The organism is Pseudomonas sp. M2(2023), from assembly GCF_030263955.1.
GTDB classification, from domain to species: Bacteria; Pseudomonadota; Gammaproteobacteria; order Pseudomonadales; family Pseudomonadaceae; genus Aquipseudomonas; species Aquipseudomonas asiatica.
Window position 1 is genome coordinate 2758000 of the sequence record NZ_CP127114.1, and the last position, 13816, is coordinate 2771815.

15 protein-coding genes are annotated in these 13816 nt (G+C 64.1%); 11 read left to right on the forward strand and 4 right to left on the reverse strand.

The window, feature by feature from the left end:
- Positions 1–8 precede the first annotated feature (8 nt).
- From QN085_RS12795 to paaY, 4 genes are all read right to left on the reverse strand, one after another.
- Entirely contained in the window at positions 9–1223 is a 1215-nt protein-coding gene (locus QN085_RS12795) for a type II toxin-antitoxin system HipA family toxin (protein WP_023663235.1), read from the reverse strand.
- Entirely contained in the window at positions 1223–1567 is a 345-nt protein-coding gene (locus tag QN085_RS12800; protein WP_013972604.1) for a helix-turn-helix domain-containing protein, read from the reverse strand. Before QN085_RS12800 ends, QN085_RS12795 begins: the two co-directional genes overlap by 1 nt.
- A 132-nt stretch (positions 1568–1699) precedes the next feature.
- Positions 1700–2623, reverse strand: coding sequence for a phenylacetic acid degradation operon negative regulatory protein PaaX (gene paaX, locus QN085_RS12805; RefSeq protein ID WP_285691128.1), 924 nt, complete (start codon positions 2621–2623; stop codon positions 1700–1702).
- 77 nt (positions 2624–2700) lie between these two features.
- Positions 2701–3300 (reverse strand): phenylacetic acid degradation protein PaaY, encoded by a 600-nt coding sequence (gene paaY, locus QN085_RS12810; RefSeq protein ID WP_023663237.1) that lies wholly within the window; start codon positions 3298–3300, stop codon positions 2701–2703.
- A 355-nt stretch (positions 3301–3655) separates the two neighbouring features.
- Here paaY and paaF point away from each other — a divergent pair, with 355 nt between their 5' ends.
- The 11 genes from paaF to paaE all read left to right on the forward strand — a co-directional run bounded on the left by paaF (position 3656) and on the right by paaE (position 13786).
- Entirely contained in the window at positions 3656–4429 is a 774-nt protein-coding gene (paaF, locus tag QN085_RS12815) for a 2,3-dehydroadipyl-CoA hydratase PaaF (RefSeq protein WP_023663238.1), read from the forward strand.
- A 34-nt stretch (positions 4430–4463) separates the two neighbouring features.
- Positions 4464–5255 carry a 2-(1,2-epoxy-1,2-dihydrophenyl)acetyl-CoA isomerase PaaG gene (gene paaG / locus QN085_RS12820; RefSeq protein WP_013972608.1) on the forward strand — a complete coding sequence of 264 codons (792 nt, stop codon included), beginning with the start codon at positions 4464–4466 and terminating at the stop codon, positions 5253–5255.
- Positions 5256–5257: 2 nt separating this feature from the next.
- A complete protein-coding gene (paaH, locus tag QN085_RS12825; protein ID WP_024087125.1) occupies positions 5258–6775 on the forward strand; it encodes a 3-hydroxyacyl-CoA dehydrogenase PaaH in 1518 nt (505 codons plus the stop codon).
- A complete protein-coding gene (gene paaI, locus QN085_RS12830; RefSeq protein ID WP_023663508.1) occupies positions 6768–7208 on the forward strand; it encodes a hydroxyphenylacetyl-CoA thioesterase PaaI in 441 nt (146 codons plus the stop codon). The genes paaH and paaI overlap by 8 nt, the downstream gene beginning before the upstream one ends.
- Positions 7201–8421, forward strand: a complete 1221-nt coding sequence (gene pcaF / locus QN085_RS12835; RefSeq protein ID WP_013972611.1) for a 3-oxoadipyl-CoA thiolase — start codon at positions 7201–7203, stop codon at positions 8419–8421. The genes paaI and pcaF overlap by 8 nt, the downstream gene beginning before the upstream one ends.
- Positions 8422–8542: 121 nt before the next feature.
- Complete coding sequence (gene paaK, locus QN085_RS12840) at positions 8543–9862, forward strand: phenylacetate--CoA ligase PaaK (protein ID WP_013972612.1); 1320 nt, start codon at positions 8543–8545, stop codon at positions 9860–9862.
- A gap of 248 nt (positions 9863–10110) precedes the next feature.
- Positions 10111–11100, forward strand: coding sequence for a 1,2-phenylacetyl-CoA epoxidase subunit PaaA (gene paaA / locus QN085_RS12845; protein WP_015270325.1), 990 nt, complete (start codon positions 10111–10113; stop codon positions 11098–11100).
- A 25-nt stretch (positions 11101–11125) separates the two neighbouring features.
- The gene (gene paaB, locus QN085_RS12850; protein ID WP_013972614.1) at positions 11126–11407 is read left to right on the forward strand and encodes a 1,2-phenylacetyl-CoA epoxidase subunit PaaB; all 282 of its coding nucleotides are present in this window, start codon (positions 11126–11128) and stop codon (positions 11405–11407) included.
- Between the two features lie 8 nt (positions 11408–11415).
- Complete coding sequence (paaC, locus tag QN085_RS12855) at positions 11416–12174, forward strand: 1,2-phenylacetyl-CoA epoxidase subunit PaaC (RefSeq protein WP_024087127.1); 759 nt, start codon at positions 11416–11418, stop codon at positions 12172–12174.
- Positions 12161–12694, forward strand: a complete 534-nt coding sequence (paaD, locus tag QN085_RS12860; RefSeq protein WP_024087128.1) for a 1,2-phenylacetyl-CoA epoxidase subunit PaaD — start codon at positions 12161–12163, stop codon at positions 12692–12694. Before paaC ends, paaD begins: the two co-directional genes overlap by 14 nt.
- Positions 12695–12709: 15 nt before the next feature.
- Entirely contained in the window at positions 12710–13786 is a 1077-nt protein-coding gene (paaE, locus tag QN085_RS12865) for a 1,2-phenylacetyl-CoA epoxidase subunit PaaE (protein WP_024087129.1), read from the forward strand.
- Positions 13787–13816: the final 30 nt, after the last annotated feature.

Sequence of the window (13816 nt, forward strand, 5' to 3'; positions counted from 1 at the left end):
GCACCCACCTACCTGAGCATCCGCACCGAACTGGTCGCATCACAGGCCATATCCAGGTCTTCTCCTGAGAGGATTTGCGCGTAATGATCCTTTAACTCCTGCTCCCAGCTCGCCACTTCTTCAAGCAAATGCTCGGCTTGATCCCGTGTCAGTGCAAAGTGCGTATGGTGGCTGAGCAGATTGCTCCGGCTGACCTGGCTGCCCTCCCGGCCAATCGCCATGGCCAAGGCCTTCGCGGGCCCCTCATCAAGCATCGGCAATACGTCGTACATCGGTGAAAGCCGCCACTTCCCGCCAACCCAGACCACTGCATGGTTGCGCGGATGGTCGTCGGAGTTGCCTGCCAGGGCGTTGTAGCACATGCGTTTGAACAGCTCCTGCAGGTCGCCATCCGGCACTCCCCGCCGACGCATCTCGTCTGCCACGGCGGCATAGCGCCAATCCCTGTGGTGCGGGCCATCCCACTCCGAGTCGAGCAAAGTCAGAGCACTGAGCATCGGTATGCGCCTAGCGCCCTCGGCAATGGGCGTGCGGTCAAAGCGCTCGACCAGCAATGTAGATGGGTTTTCAGCATGCAGCGCGGTCCGGGCCACGTTAATACCCTTCCCCGCCGCAAATGTCATACAGGCGTACTCAATCGTCGGTAGGTCGTAGTGGTCAAACCGATCGCGTGGTTTAGCCAGAATGAGCATCCCTTTGTCCTGAAGGGTGCGTTTCGGTCGTGCGCCACCCAACGCAGAGCGTTGCTGCCGCACATTCAGCGTAGCGGCGGATTCACTGTCGAGCTGCCCGTCATATACCGTTTCACAAGCGGCAACGAATCTTGCCAGACCCATCAGGTTCGGTACCGCACCCCCGCCAATGCCTTCGGCAGGAGTTGTGGCGCTGCCTGCCATCAGGTTGCCGACGCGATCGTTGTTTGGTGATTTGAGCAGAAAGTCGATTGTGCCCAGGTCTTGCCCGTAAGCCCGGTGCAGCAGTCGCTCCCCCCAGCCGTCAGGCATGGCATCATTGATGAAGCCAGGTATGCCGCGGTTCTTGGTAATGCCGGAGTAGGCTTCGGCGCGCAGAGGGTAATTGATCGGGTCAGGTATCCAGCCGCCACGCGCCACCTGGTCTGGGGCATACAGGAACTCGCCCACCTTACCTTTCAGCGTTAGCCGCCCAAGAGTCATGACTTCGCCCGTTTCCGGGTGCTCCATATAGATGTACGCGCGAGACATCAGAACTCCTCGGGCTTGGGCTTCGCCAGCCGTACACGCTTGGCCGCGATGCCCTGATGCGCGTCGTGGCCTCGGGTGAAGCGTGTGATCTGTGAGCTTTTTTCCAGGCCCTCCAGCGACGAGAACACCGTATCACTGATACCAAGTCGCCACAGCACCAGCATGAACGACCGTAGGTCCACTAGCTCGGAGCCGCTCTCGATCTTGCGCAGGGTATGCGCTGAAACATCGATAGCTGCCTTGAGGTCAGCCTGGCGCAGGCCTAGCGCCAGGCGCCGGGCCTTGACCAACAACCCGATTTTACTGAGTGTGTCGGCACATGCGACGGGAAAGTAGTCCGGCATAAGGCTTACCATGGTTAACATTAATCAATTTAAAGTTAACCATATCATACATTACGCAGGGCTTTCCCAAACCTAATGTCTATATGGGTTTACCTTATAAAGGGTAAGGCTCACTATGGTTGACATTATTTTTCAAATCAGCCCGCCAAAACGCCTGTAAAAGCCTTCATTCACATCCGGCAACGGCCCATCAGCCGTCTCCAGCGCTACATTCAGCCATTCTTCCGCCTTGGCAAACACCAGCCGATAGAGGTTACGGCACAACTGTCGCGCGGCCCTTCCCTCCCAATCCCCAGGCAGCAGCTCGTCCGGCAGTTGCGGGTCACGCAGCAGCAGCCGACGGTATTCGTGAATCAGCAGCGTACGCGCCAGGAAGCAATCCTGCGCATCAAGTTGTTGCTGCTCTTTCAAACCTTGCCAGAGCGGCCTGAACAGCTGGATGAACTCGCTGTACTGCTGCCCCAGTTCGTCGATGCGCCAGCTTTCCCTCACCTGGGCACGCATGGCCTTGGATGCCAGCACTTCCTGGGTGTGGGTTTCGAAGACGATGCTGTAGTCGCTCGCCTCCAGGTCACGCAAGGTGGCGGCCAGGTCGGCGCGGTCTGCCCGTGGGCAGCCCAGTAGGTTCGGCGCCATGGTCCCGAAGCCCTGCCACTCCAACTCTTCACGCAAAGCCTTGCGCTTGCCGGCCTCCAGTTGCGAGAGCAAAACCAGTGTCCAGGCACCGTCCCAGGCTGGCTGGCTGGGGCTGTAGACCCGCTTGAAGGCCTTCTCGAAACGTCGGCGGCCGGTACCTGTCAGGCTGTAGTAGCTGCGGCGGCCAACCTTTTCGGCAGTGAGCCAGCCTTCCTTGGTAAGGCGGAAGATCGATGTGCGGATCAGGCGCTCGTTGATGCCGATCGGCTCCAGCAGGTTGATCAGGCTACCCAGCCAGACGGTTCCGCCGTGGGGCTCGATGGCGTCGCCGTACAAAGTGATGATCAGGGAACTGGCGCGGATCGGCGTCTGCTCCTGGAAGCGGGTGATCAGGTTGTTCAGTGGGGCGAGATTGCTCATGGGCGAACTGTGCGCGGTTAAAGCACCGACTATACCTGCGCGGCGGGCCGCCTGACCATTGCGTGACGCTGCCAGGCTCATGCCGATGCCTGGCCTTTGGGCCTGACGCCGGTGTCTTCCATGCGTGGGCGCTCGGGCTCGACCTCGGTCAGTGGCGGGGATTCGACCATGCTGTTCATGCAGCGTTGCGCCAGGTGCTGATACTCCGACGTGCCACGTTGCTTCCAGGCCAGTTCCTGTTCGGTCAGTGGGCGCTTGACCTGAGCTGGCGAGCCCATCACCAGGCTTTGTGCCGCACATTCGAAACCCGCCTTGACGAATGCCGTGGCCGCGACGATGCAGCGCGGTGCCACATGGGCGCCATCCATCACCACCGCGTTCATGCCGATCAAGGCGTCTTCACCGACGCGGCAGCCGTGCAGCACGGCGCCATGCCCAACATGCCCGTCGCGTTCGACCACCGTATCGCCACCCGGGAAACCATGCATCACGCAGGTGTCCTGCAGGTTGGCCCCCTCCTCCAGCACGATACGGCCGAAATCCCCCCTTAGTGATGCCAGTGGGCCGACGTAGCAACGAGGGCCGACGATGACATCTCCAATCAGCACGGCGCTGGGGTGCACGTAGGCTGTCGGATGAACTACGGGCGTCAGGCCGTCCAGTCGATAGCAAGGCATGGCAAAGCTCCTGAAATGATTTCAAATGCGCCTTGATCTTGTATCACAATCTTGTGATGCGTCAATCGCCATGGTCGTGTATCGCTTTTGCTGGGGTCATAGCGCTCCATTAAAATCAGCTTAATTCGTTGATTACAATGTGATGAAGCGATTCAACATCATAAAACCCTTTGCTGAGGCAGGTGTCACCCCTGCAAAAAGAGATACATGAAACAATTTTGAATGTTGCTTTTTTGTATCGCGTAATGCATATACTGGTTCCACCTGGACGTGACCCCCGCATCACGCCCCTGCAAACAATTCCAAGAAATGCCGGCCCCACGATGTGCCGTGCGTGCAGCCAGAGGAACCCGACATGCCGCGATATCTCGATGTGCAGGCGCCTGAACAGGGCGTCCAGCTCATTACCCTGCAACGGCCCGAGGCGCTCAACGCCCTGTGCACCGAGCTACTGGCAGAGCTGGCCGCAGCGCTGGAAGCGGCCGGGCAAGACGAACAGACCCGCGCGGTGGTCATCACCGGCAGCCGCAAGGCATTCGCCGCAGGCGCCGATATCCGCGAGATGGCCGAGCGCGACCTGGTCGGCATCCTCAACGACCCCCGGGTGGCCCACTGGCAAAGCATCGCCGCCTTCGCCAAGCCACTGATCGCCGCCGTCAACGGCTACGCCCTGGGTGGCGGCTGCGAACTGGTGATGTGTGCCGACATCGTCATCGCCGGCAGCGACGCCCGTTTCGGCCAGCCGGAAATCAACCTCGGCATCATCCCCGGTGCCGGTGGCACCCAACGCCTGCTGCGGGCAGTAGGCAAGCCGCTGGCCATGCAAATGGTGCTGACCGGTGAAGCCATCACCGCCCCTCATGCATTGCAGGCCGGGCTGGTCAGCGAAATCACCCAGCCGGAACTCACCGTAGAACGCGCCCTGCACATCGCCCGCGGCATCGCCGCCAAGGCCCCGCTGGCAGTGCGCCTGGCCAAGGAAGCGTTGCTCAAGGCCGGCGATACCGACCTGGCCAGCGGCCTGCGCTTCGAACGCCATGCCTTCACCTTGCTGGCCGGCACCGCCGACCGCGACGAAGGTATCCGTGCCTTCCAGGAAAAACGCCAGGCCCGCTTCCAGGGCCGCTGATCATCTTTCCCTCGACTGACGGAGCGAGTCTGTCATGACTTTCCAGCACATCCTGTTTTCCATCGAGGACGGCGTCGCCCTCCTCTCGTTGAATCGCCCCGAGCAGCTGAACAGCTTCAATACCGCCATGCACCTGGAAGTGCGCGAGGCGCTCAAGCAAGTACGCCAGAGCAGCGAAGCCCGGGTGTTGTTGCTGACTGCCGAAGGCCGGGGTTTCTGCGCCGGCCAGGACCTGTCCGACCGCAACGTCGCCCCGGGCGCCGAGATGCCGGACCTGGGCGAATCGATCGACAAGTTCTACAACCCGCTGGTGCGCACCCTGCGCGACCTGCCGCTGCCGGTGGTCTGTGCAGTGAACGGCGTGGCAGCCGGCGCCGGTGCCAACATCCCGCTGGCCTGCGACCTGGTGCTGGCGGCCCGCTCGGCCAGCTTCATCCAGGCCTTCTGCAAGATCGGCCTGGTACCCGACTCCGGCGGCACCTGGCTGCTGCCGCGCCTGGTCGGCATGGCACGGGCCAAGGCTCTGGCCATGCTGGGCGAGCGCCTGGGCGCCGAACAGGCTCAGCAATGGGGGCTGATCCACCGCGTGGTGGACGATGCCGCGCTGCGTGACGAAGCCCTCACCCTCGCCCGCCAGCTCGCCACCCAGCCCACTTACGGCCTGGCCCTGATCAAGCGCAGCCTGAACGCCAGCTTCGACAACGGTTTCGATGAGCAGCTGGAGCTGGAGCGCGACCTGCAGCGCCTAGCCGGGCGCAGCGAGGACTATCGCGAAGGCGTGAGTGCCTTCATGAACAAGCGCACGCCGGCATTCAAGGGGCGTTGATCATGAGCGCACTCGCAAGCAATGCCCAGGTGGCGGTGATCGGTGCAGGCGCCATGGGCGCAGGCATCGCCCAGGTTGCGGCCCAGGCCGGCCACCCGGTAAAGCTCTACGACAACCGCCCGGGCGCTGCCGCCCAGACGGTGGCCGGCATAGACCGGCAACTTGCCCGCCTGGTGGAAAAAGGCAAGATGCAGGCTACCGAACGGGAAGCCATAAGCGCCCGGCTGTGCCCGGTAGACGCCCTCGAAGCCCTGGCCGATGCTCATCTGGTGATCGAGGCCATCGTCGAGAACCTGCAGGTCAAGCAGGCGCTGTTCAGCCAGCTGGAAGCCTTGTGCGCCACCGACTGCATCCTCGCCAGCAACACTTCGTCGCTGTCCATCACCAGCCTCGCCGCCGGGCTGCAACGCCCGCACCAGGTGGTTGGCATGCACTTCTTCAACCCGGCGCCGCTGATGGCCCTGGTCGAAGTGGTCTCGGGCCTGGCCACCGCCCCGGCTGTTGCCGCGTGCATTCATGCCACCGCCCAGGCCTGGGGCAAGCAGCCGGTGCACACGCGCTCCACGCCGGGCTTCATCGTCAACCGTGTGGCGCGGCCGTTCTACGCCGAAAGCCTGCGCCTGCTGCAGGAAGGCGCAGCCGATTGCGCCAGCCTCGATGCGCTGCTGCGTGATGCCGGTGGCTTCCGCATGGGCGCGTTCGAACTCACCGACCTGATCGGCCACGATGTCAATTACGCCGTTACCTGTTCGGTCTTCGATGCGTTCTATGGCGACTTCCGCTTCCAGCCTTCGCTGGTGCAAAAAGAACTGGTGGACGCGGGCCGCCTCGGGCGCAAGACCGGCCAAGGCTTCTATAGCTATGCCGAAGGCGCCGAACGCCCGCAGCCAGCCGAACTGCATAGCCCCGCCATAGTCGATGCCTGCGTCGTCGAAGGCGACCTGGGGGTGATGCAGCCGCTGGTCGAACGCCTGCGCCAAAGCGGCGTCGCCGTGACCCAGCGCGCCGGCAGCGGCCTGATCCAGGTGGGCGATGCCACCCTGGCGCTGTCCGATGGCCGCCTGGCCAGCCAGCGCGCCCGGGAAGACGGCCTGCGCAACCTGGTGCTGCTCGACCTTGCCTTGGACTACACCACCGCCACCCGCCTCGCCATCAGCTGGTCGGCCGACACCAGCGACAACGCTCGCGACCAGGCGGTGGCCTTGCTGCGGCGTGCCGGCCTGAAGGTAACGGCGGTCGCCGACCTGCCCGGCCTGGTGGTGCTGCGTACCGTGGCGATGCTCGCCAACGAGGCCGCCGATGCCGTGCTGCAAGGTGTCGGCAGCGCCGCCGACATCGACCTGGCCATGCGCGCCGGCGTCAACTACCCCTGCGGCCCGCTGGCCTGGGCCGCGAACCTCGGCATCCCCCACACCCTGCGCGTGCTCGACAACCTGCAGCGCAGCTACGGCGAGAGCCGCTACCGCCCTTCCCTGCTGTTACGCCGCTGCGAAGCCAAAGGAGGCACCCTGCATGACTGAAGTCGAACTGGCACAAGCCTGTGCCGAGGCCATGTACGCCCGCGACCAGGCCACCCAGGGCCTGGGCATCCGCCTGCTGGAAGCCGGCCCGGGCCAGGCATGCCTGCGCATGCCGGTACGCGCCGACATGATCCAGGGGCATGGCACCTGCCATGGCGGCTTCCTGTTCGCCCTGGCCGACTCGGCATTTGCCTTCGCCTGCAACAGCCACGACCAGGCCACCGTCGCCCTGGGCTGCAGCATCGACTACCTGGCCCCGGCGCTGCGCGATGACGTGCTTACCGCCTGCGCCAGCGAGGTCAGCCGCAAGGGCCGCACCGGCCTGTACCACGTCCGCATCGAGAACCAGCGCGGTGAGCTGGTGGCGATGTTCCATGGCAAATCCTACAAAGTGCGCGGCACCGTGCTGGCGCAGGAGACGCAAGATGACTGAACACACTCAAGCCGATGCCTTGATCATCGACGCCGTGCGCACCCCCATCGGCCGTTATGCCGGCGCCTTGAGCGGCGTGCGCGCCGATGACCTGGCCGCTATCCCGCTCAAGGCCCTGATCCAGCGCCACCCCGAACTGGACTGGAAAGCCATCGACGACGTCATCCTCGGCTGTGCCAACCAGGCTGGCGAGGACAACCGCAACGTCGCGCACATGGCCAGCTTGCTGGCCGGGTTGCCGATCGAAGTGCCGGGCACCACCATCAACCGCCTGTGTGGCTCCGGCCTGGATGCCATCGGCAATGCAGCCCGCGCCCTGCGCTGCGGCGAAGCCGGGCTGATGCTGGCCGGCGGCGTGGAGTCGATGTCACGCGCGCCGTTCGTCATGGGCAAGTCGGAGCAGGCGTTCGGCCGTGCGGCCGAACTGTTCGACACCACCATCGGCTGGCGTTTCGTCAACCCGCTGATGAAGGCGGCCTTCGGCACCGACTCGATGCCGGAAACGGCCGAGAACGTTGCGCAGCAGTTTGGTATTTCCCGCGCCGACCAGGACGCCTTTGCCCTGCGTAGCCAGCACAAGGCCGCTGCCGCCCAGGCACGCGGGCGCCTGGCACGGGAAATCGTGCCGGTCGAGATCCCGCAGCGCAAAGGGCCGGCCAAAGTGGTCGAGCACGACGAACATCCCCGCGGCGACACCACCCTGGAGCAACTGGCCAGGCTGGGTACCCCGTTCCGCGACGGCGGCAGCGTCACCGCCGGCAATGCCTCCGGGGTCAACGATGGTGCCTGCGCCCTGCTGCTCGCCAGCAGCGCCGCCGCCCGCCGTCATGGCCTGAAGGCTCGCGGCCGCATCGTCGGCATGGCGGTGGCCGGGGTCGAACCACGGCTGATGGGCATCGGCCCGGTACCAGCTACCCGCAAGGTGCTGGAGCTTGTCGGGCTGTCGCTGGCCGACATGGACGTCATCGAACTCAACGAGGCTTTTGCCGCCCAGGGCCTTGCGGTACTGCGCGAGCTCGGCCTGGCCGACGACGACGCGCGGGTCAACCGCAACGGCGGTGCCATCGCCCTTGGCCACCCATTGGGCATGAGCGGTGCACGCCTGGTCACCACCGCGTTGCACGAGCTGGAAGAAACCGCCGGACGCTACGCCCTGTGCACCATGTGCATCGGCGTTGGCCAAGGCATCGCGATGGTCATCGAACGCCTCTGAGCAGCTCAGACCATCGGCTTGTTACCGAACCGAACGCAGCCGTATATGCTGCTTCCATGACACTCACCACGCGGCCTGCAACCGGTACCGCGCGGCGTACAAGAACAATTCGAGTGAAGCCATGAACATGTACCATGATGCCGATCGTGCCCTGCTGGACCCGATGGAAACCGCCAGTGTCGACGCCCTGCGCCAGCACCAGCTGGAGCGCCTGCGCTGGAGCCTGAAGCACGCCTACGACAACGTACCGCTGTACCGCCAGCGCTTTGCCGAGTGCGGTGCCCACCCCGACGACCTCAAGTGCCTGGAAGACCTGGCGAAGTTCCCCTTCACCGGCAAGAACGACCTGCGCGACAACTACCCCTACGGCATGTTCGCCGTGCCCCAGCAAGAGGTGGTGCGCCTGCACGCCTCCAGTGGCACCACCGGCAAGCCGACGGTGGTGGGCTACACCCAGAACGACATCGACACCTGGGCCAATGTGGTCGCCCGCTCGATCCGCGCCGCGGGTGGGCGCAAGGGGGACAAGGTGCATGTCTCCTACGGCTACGGCCTGTTCACCGGCGGGCTTGGCGCGCATTACGGTGCCGAGCGTCTGGGCTGCACGGTGATCCCCATGTCCGGTGGCCAGACCGAGAAGCAGGTGCAGCTGATTCGCGACTTCCAGCCCGACATCATCATGGTCACCCCCTCCTACATGCTCAACCTGGCCGACGAGATCGAGCGCCAGGGCATCGACCCGCAAGACCTCAAGCTGCGCCTGGGCATATTCGGCGCAGAGCCGTGGACCGACGAGCTGCGCCGCTCTATCGAGCAACGGCTGGGCATCGATGCCCTCGACATTTATGGCCTGTCGGAAATCATGGGGCCTGGAGTGGCGATGGAGTGCCTCGAAACCAAGGATGGCCCGACCATCTGGGAGGACCATTTCTACCCCGAGATCATCGACCCGGTCACCGGTGCGGTGCTGCCGGACGGCCAACTGGGCGAACTGGTGTTCACCTCACTGAGCAAGGAAGCGTTGCCCATGGTGCGCTACCGCACCCGCGACCTCACTCGCCTGCTGCCCGGTACCGCCAGGCCAATGCGGCGGATCGGCAAGATCACCGGCCGCAGCGATGACATGCTGATCATTCGCGGGGTCAACGTGTTCCCGACCCAGATCGAGGAGCAGGTGCTAAAAATAAAACAGCTTTCCGAGCTTTATGAGATTCATCTGTATCGCAATGGCAACCTGGATAGCGTCGAGGTGCATGTGGAACTGCGTGCGGAGTGTCAGCACCTCGATGAAGGCCAGCGCAAGCTGTTGACCGGGGAGCTGACCAAGCAGATCAAGACCTATATCGGCATCAGCACCCAGGTGCGCCTGCAGCCCTGCGGCACGCTCAAGCGTTCCGAGGGCAAGGCCTGCCACGTGTACGACAAACGGTTGGCCAGCTGATTCATTCGGCTGCCTTTTCGGCCCCGGCATCGTCCGGGGCTTTTTTTTGGCTGGCCTCTTCGCGGGTAAACCCGCTCCCACAGGAATTGCATGATGCCTGGGGGCTGCACATGACCTGTGGGAGCGGGTTTACCCGCGAAAGGGCCGCCAATGTGATACACAAATCTTATTCGATACACATAAAACTGTTTGACGTTATGTTTTGTATCGCTTACAAATGACTCATGCCTTAGCAGGAGTCGGAACACATGTACGCACAGCTAGTGGAAACCGGAGTCAAGCGCGTCAAGTCGCTGGAAGAGATGTCGCCCGAGGAGCGCAACTTCCAGGAAAAGATCGACGCCGAAATCAAGATCGAAGCCAAGAACTGGATGCCCGAGGCCTACCGCCAGACCCTGATCCGGCAGATCTCCCAGCACGCCCACTCGGAAATCGTCGGCATGCTGCCCGAAGGCAACTGGGTCACCCGTGCCCCCAGCCTCAAGCGCAAGCTGCAGCTGATGGCCAAGATCCAGGACGAAGCCGGCCACGGCCTGTACCTGTACAGCGCCATGGAAACCCTGGGCGCCGACCGTGACGAAGAAATCGCCAAGCTGCACAGCGGCAAGGCCAAGTACTCGAGCATCTTCAACTACCCCACCCTCAGCTGGGCCGACATGGGCGCAGTGGGCTGGCTGGTGGACGGCGCCGCCATCGTCAACCAGGTGGTGCTGCAGCGCACCTCCTACGGCCCCTATTCACGCGCGATGATCCGCATCTGCAAGGAAGAGAGCTTCCACCAGCGCCAGGGCTACGAAATCCTCCTGACCATGATGCGCCACGGCACCCAGGCCCAGCGGGACATGGTCCAGGATGCGATCAACCGCCTGTGGTGGCCGGCACTGATGATGTTCGGCCCCAGCGACGAGCATTCCCCCAACAGCGCCCAGTCCATGGCCTGGAAGATCAAGCGCCAGACCAACGATGAACTGCGCCAGCGCTTCATCGACCAGACCGTGCCGCAGCTCGAACTGCTCGGCTGCACCGCCCCCGACCCCGAACTGAAGTGGAACGCCGAGCGCGGTCACTACGACTTCGGCGAAATCCAGTGGGACGAGTTCTACGAAGTGATCAAGGGCAATGGCCCGTGCAACCAGGAACGTGTCGCCACCCGGCGCAAGGCCATCGAGGACGGCGCCTGGGTACGCGAGGCCGCCGTGGCCTACGCGCGCAAGCAACAGAACAAGAACGCCGCCTGAGCGGCGATTGATGCGGAGATCGAAAATGTCTGTCTGGACCCTCTACGAAGTGTTCGTGCGCAGCAAGCACGGCCTTAACCACAAGCATGTCGGCAGCGTGCACGCCGCCGATGCCGCCATGGCCATCGAAAACGCCCGCGAGCTGTACACCCGCCGCAGCGAAGGCGTCAGCCTGTGGGTGGTGCCCTCGGCACTGATCACCGCCTCTTCCCCGGACGAGAAAGACCCGCTGTTCGCCCCTGCGGACGACAAGGTCTACCGCCATGCCAGCTTCTACGAACTGCCCGACGAAGTCGGACACATGTGAGGTTGGCCATGCACAACGAAACCCTTGTCCCCTACCTGCTGCTGCTCGGCGACAGTGCCCTGGTGCAGGGCCAGCGCCTCTGCGAATGGTGTGGCCGCGCCCCGGCCATCGAAGAAGAACTGGCCCTGATGAACGTCGGCCTCGACCTGGTAGGCCAGGCGCGCAACTGGCTGGAGTACGCCGCCGAGCTGCTCGATGATGGCCGTGACGCCGACGCCCTGGCCTTCCGCCGTGACGAGCGCGCCTATCGCAACCTGTTGCTGGTCGAGCAGCCCAACGGCGATTTCGCCGTGACCATGACCAAGCAGTTCTTCTATGACGCCTGGCATTTCGCCGTGCTTCAGGGGCTGGTCGGCTCGAACGACGAGCGTATCGCCGGTATCGCCGCCAAGGCCCTGAAGGAAGTCACCTACCACCTGCGCCGCTCCAGCGAGTGGGTGCAACGCCTGGGCGGTGGCACCGAAGAAAGCCGCCAACGCATGCTCGCGGCCATCCCGGCACTGTGGCGCTTCACCGTCGAACTGGCCGCCGGTAGCGACCATGAAGTGCACCTGGCGCAAGCGGGTATCGCCGCCGACCCCGCTGCCGTCGGCGCGGCCTGGCTCAAGCAGGTTGGCGAGACCTTCGCTTCGGTCGAATTGCCGTTGCCCAAGGCCGCCAGCCACTTCTACCTGGACGGCCGCAAAGGCCTGCACACCGAGCACCTGGGCCTGCTGCTGGCCGAGATGCAGTTCCTGCCAAGGGCGTACCCCGATGCAACCTGGTGAGCTGATTGCCGGCGACCGTGGCGCCCGCGCGCCACGCGGCGATGACCTGGCCCGGGCCTGGGCGGTACTGGCCCAGGTCATGGACCCGGAAGTGCCCGTGGTCAGCGTGGTCGACCTGGGCATCGTGCGCGACCTCGACTGGCGCGCCGGGCACCTGCACCTGGTCGTCACACCGACCTACTCCGGCTGCCCTGCCACCGAGGTGATCGAAGGGGATATCCGCCAGGCGCTGGAGCAGGCCGGCTTCCCCGCGCCGCTGCTCGAGCGCCGGCTGACCCCGGCCTGGAGCACCGACTGGATCAGCGAACTGGGCCGCGAGCGCCTGCGCGCCTATGGCATCGCCCCGCCACAGGGCAGCGCCAGCAAACGCAGCCTGCTCGGCGAAGCGCCGCAGGTGTGCTGCCCGCAGTGCGGCAGCGCCCATACCGAATTGCTCAGCCAGTTCGGTTCCACGGCTTGCAAGGCGCTTTACCGCTGCCGCGAGTGCCTGGAGCCGTTCGACTATTTCAAATGCATTTGAGCCGTGGAGAACGCCATGAGCCAGTTTCACAGCCTGACCATCAAGCAAGTGCGCAACGAGACCCGCGATGCGGTGTCGATTGCCTTCGACGTGCCCGAGCACCTGCAGGCGCAGTTCCGTTTCACCCAGGGCCAGTATCTGGTCATGCGCACCCACCTGGATAACGAAGAAGTCCGCCGTTCCTATTCCATCTGCAGCGCCGTGCAGGATGGCGAACTGCGTGTGGCGGTAAAACGCGTGCCAGGCGGGCGCTTCTCGTCATTTGCCAACGACGTGCTCAAGGCAGGCCAGCAACTGGAAGTGATGCCGCCGTCGGGCAGCTTCTTCGTGCCACTGGAACCGGCCCGCCAGGGCAACTACCTGGGCGTGGCTGCCGGCAGCGGCATCACGCCGATCCTGTCGATCATCGCCACTACCTTGGCCAGCGAGCCGCACAGCCGCTTCACCCTGCTGTACGGCAACCGCTCCAGCTCTGGCGCACTGTTCCGCGACAAGCTGGAAGACCTGAAGAACCGTTACCTCGACCGCCTGAACCTGATTTTCGTGTTCAGCCGCGAGCAGCAGGATGTCGACCTGTACAACGGCCGCATCGATGCCGACAAGTGCGGCCAGTTGTTCTCGCGCTGGATGGACGTTGCCAACCTGGACGCTGCATTCATCTGCGGCCCACAGGCGATGACCGAGACGGTGCGCGACAGCCTGCAGGCCAATGGCCTGGCCAAGGACCGTATCCATTTCGAGCTGTTCGCCGCAGCCGGCAGCGAAGCCCGCCGGGAGGCCCGCGAGGCGGCGCGCCAGGTGGATTCGGCGCTCAGTCACATCACCGTGATCAGCGACGGCCGCGCGCTTACCTTCGACCTGCCACGCAATACCCAGAACGTGCTGGACGCCGGCAATGCAATCGGCGCCGAACTGCCGTACTCGTGCAAGGCCGGCGTGTGCTCGACCTGCAAGTGCCGGGTAATCGAGGGCGAGGTGGAGATGGACAGCAACCATGCCCTGGAGGACTACGAAGTGGCGGCCGGGTATGTGCTGTCGTGCCAGACCTACCCGGTGAGCGACAAGGTGGTGCTCGATTTCGACCAGCTCTGAGACCGCGTCGCCTGCTTCGCGGGTGAACCC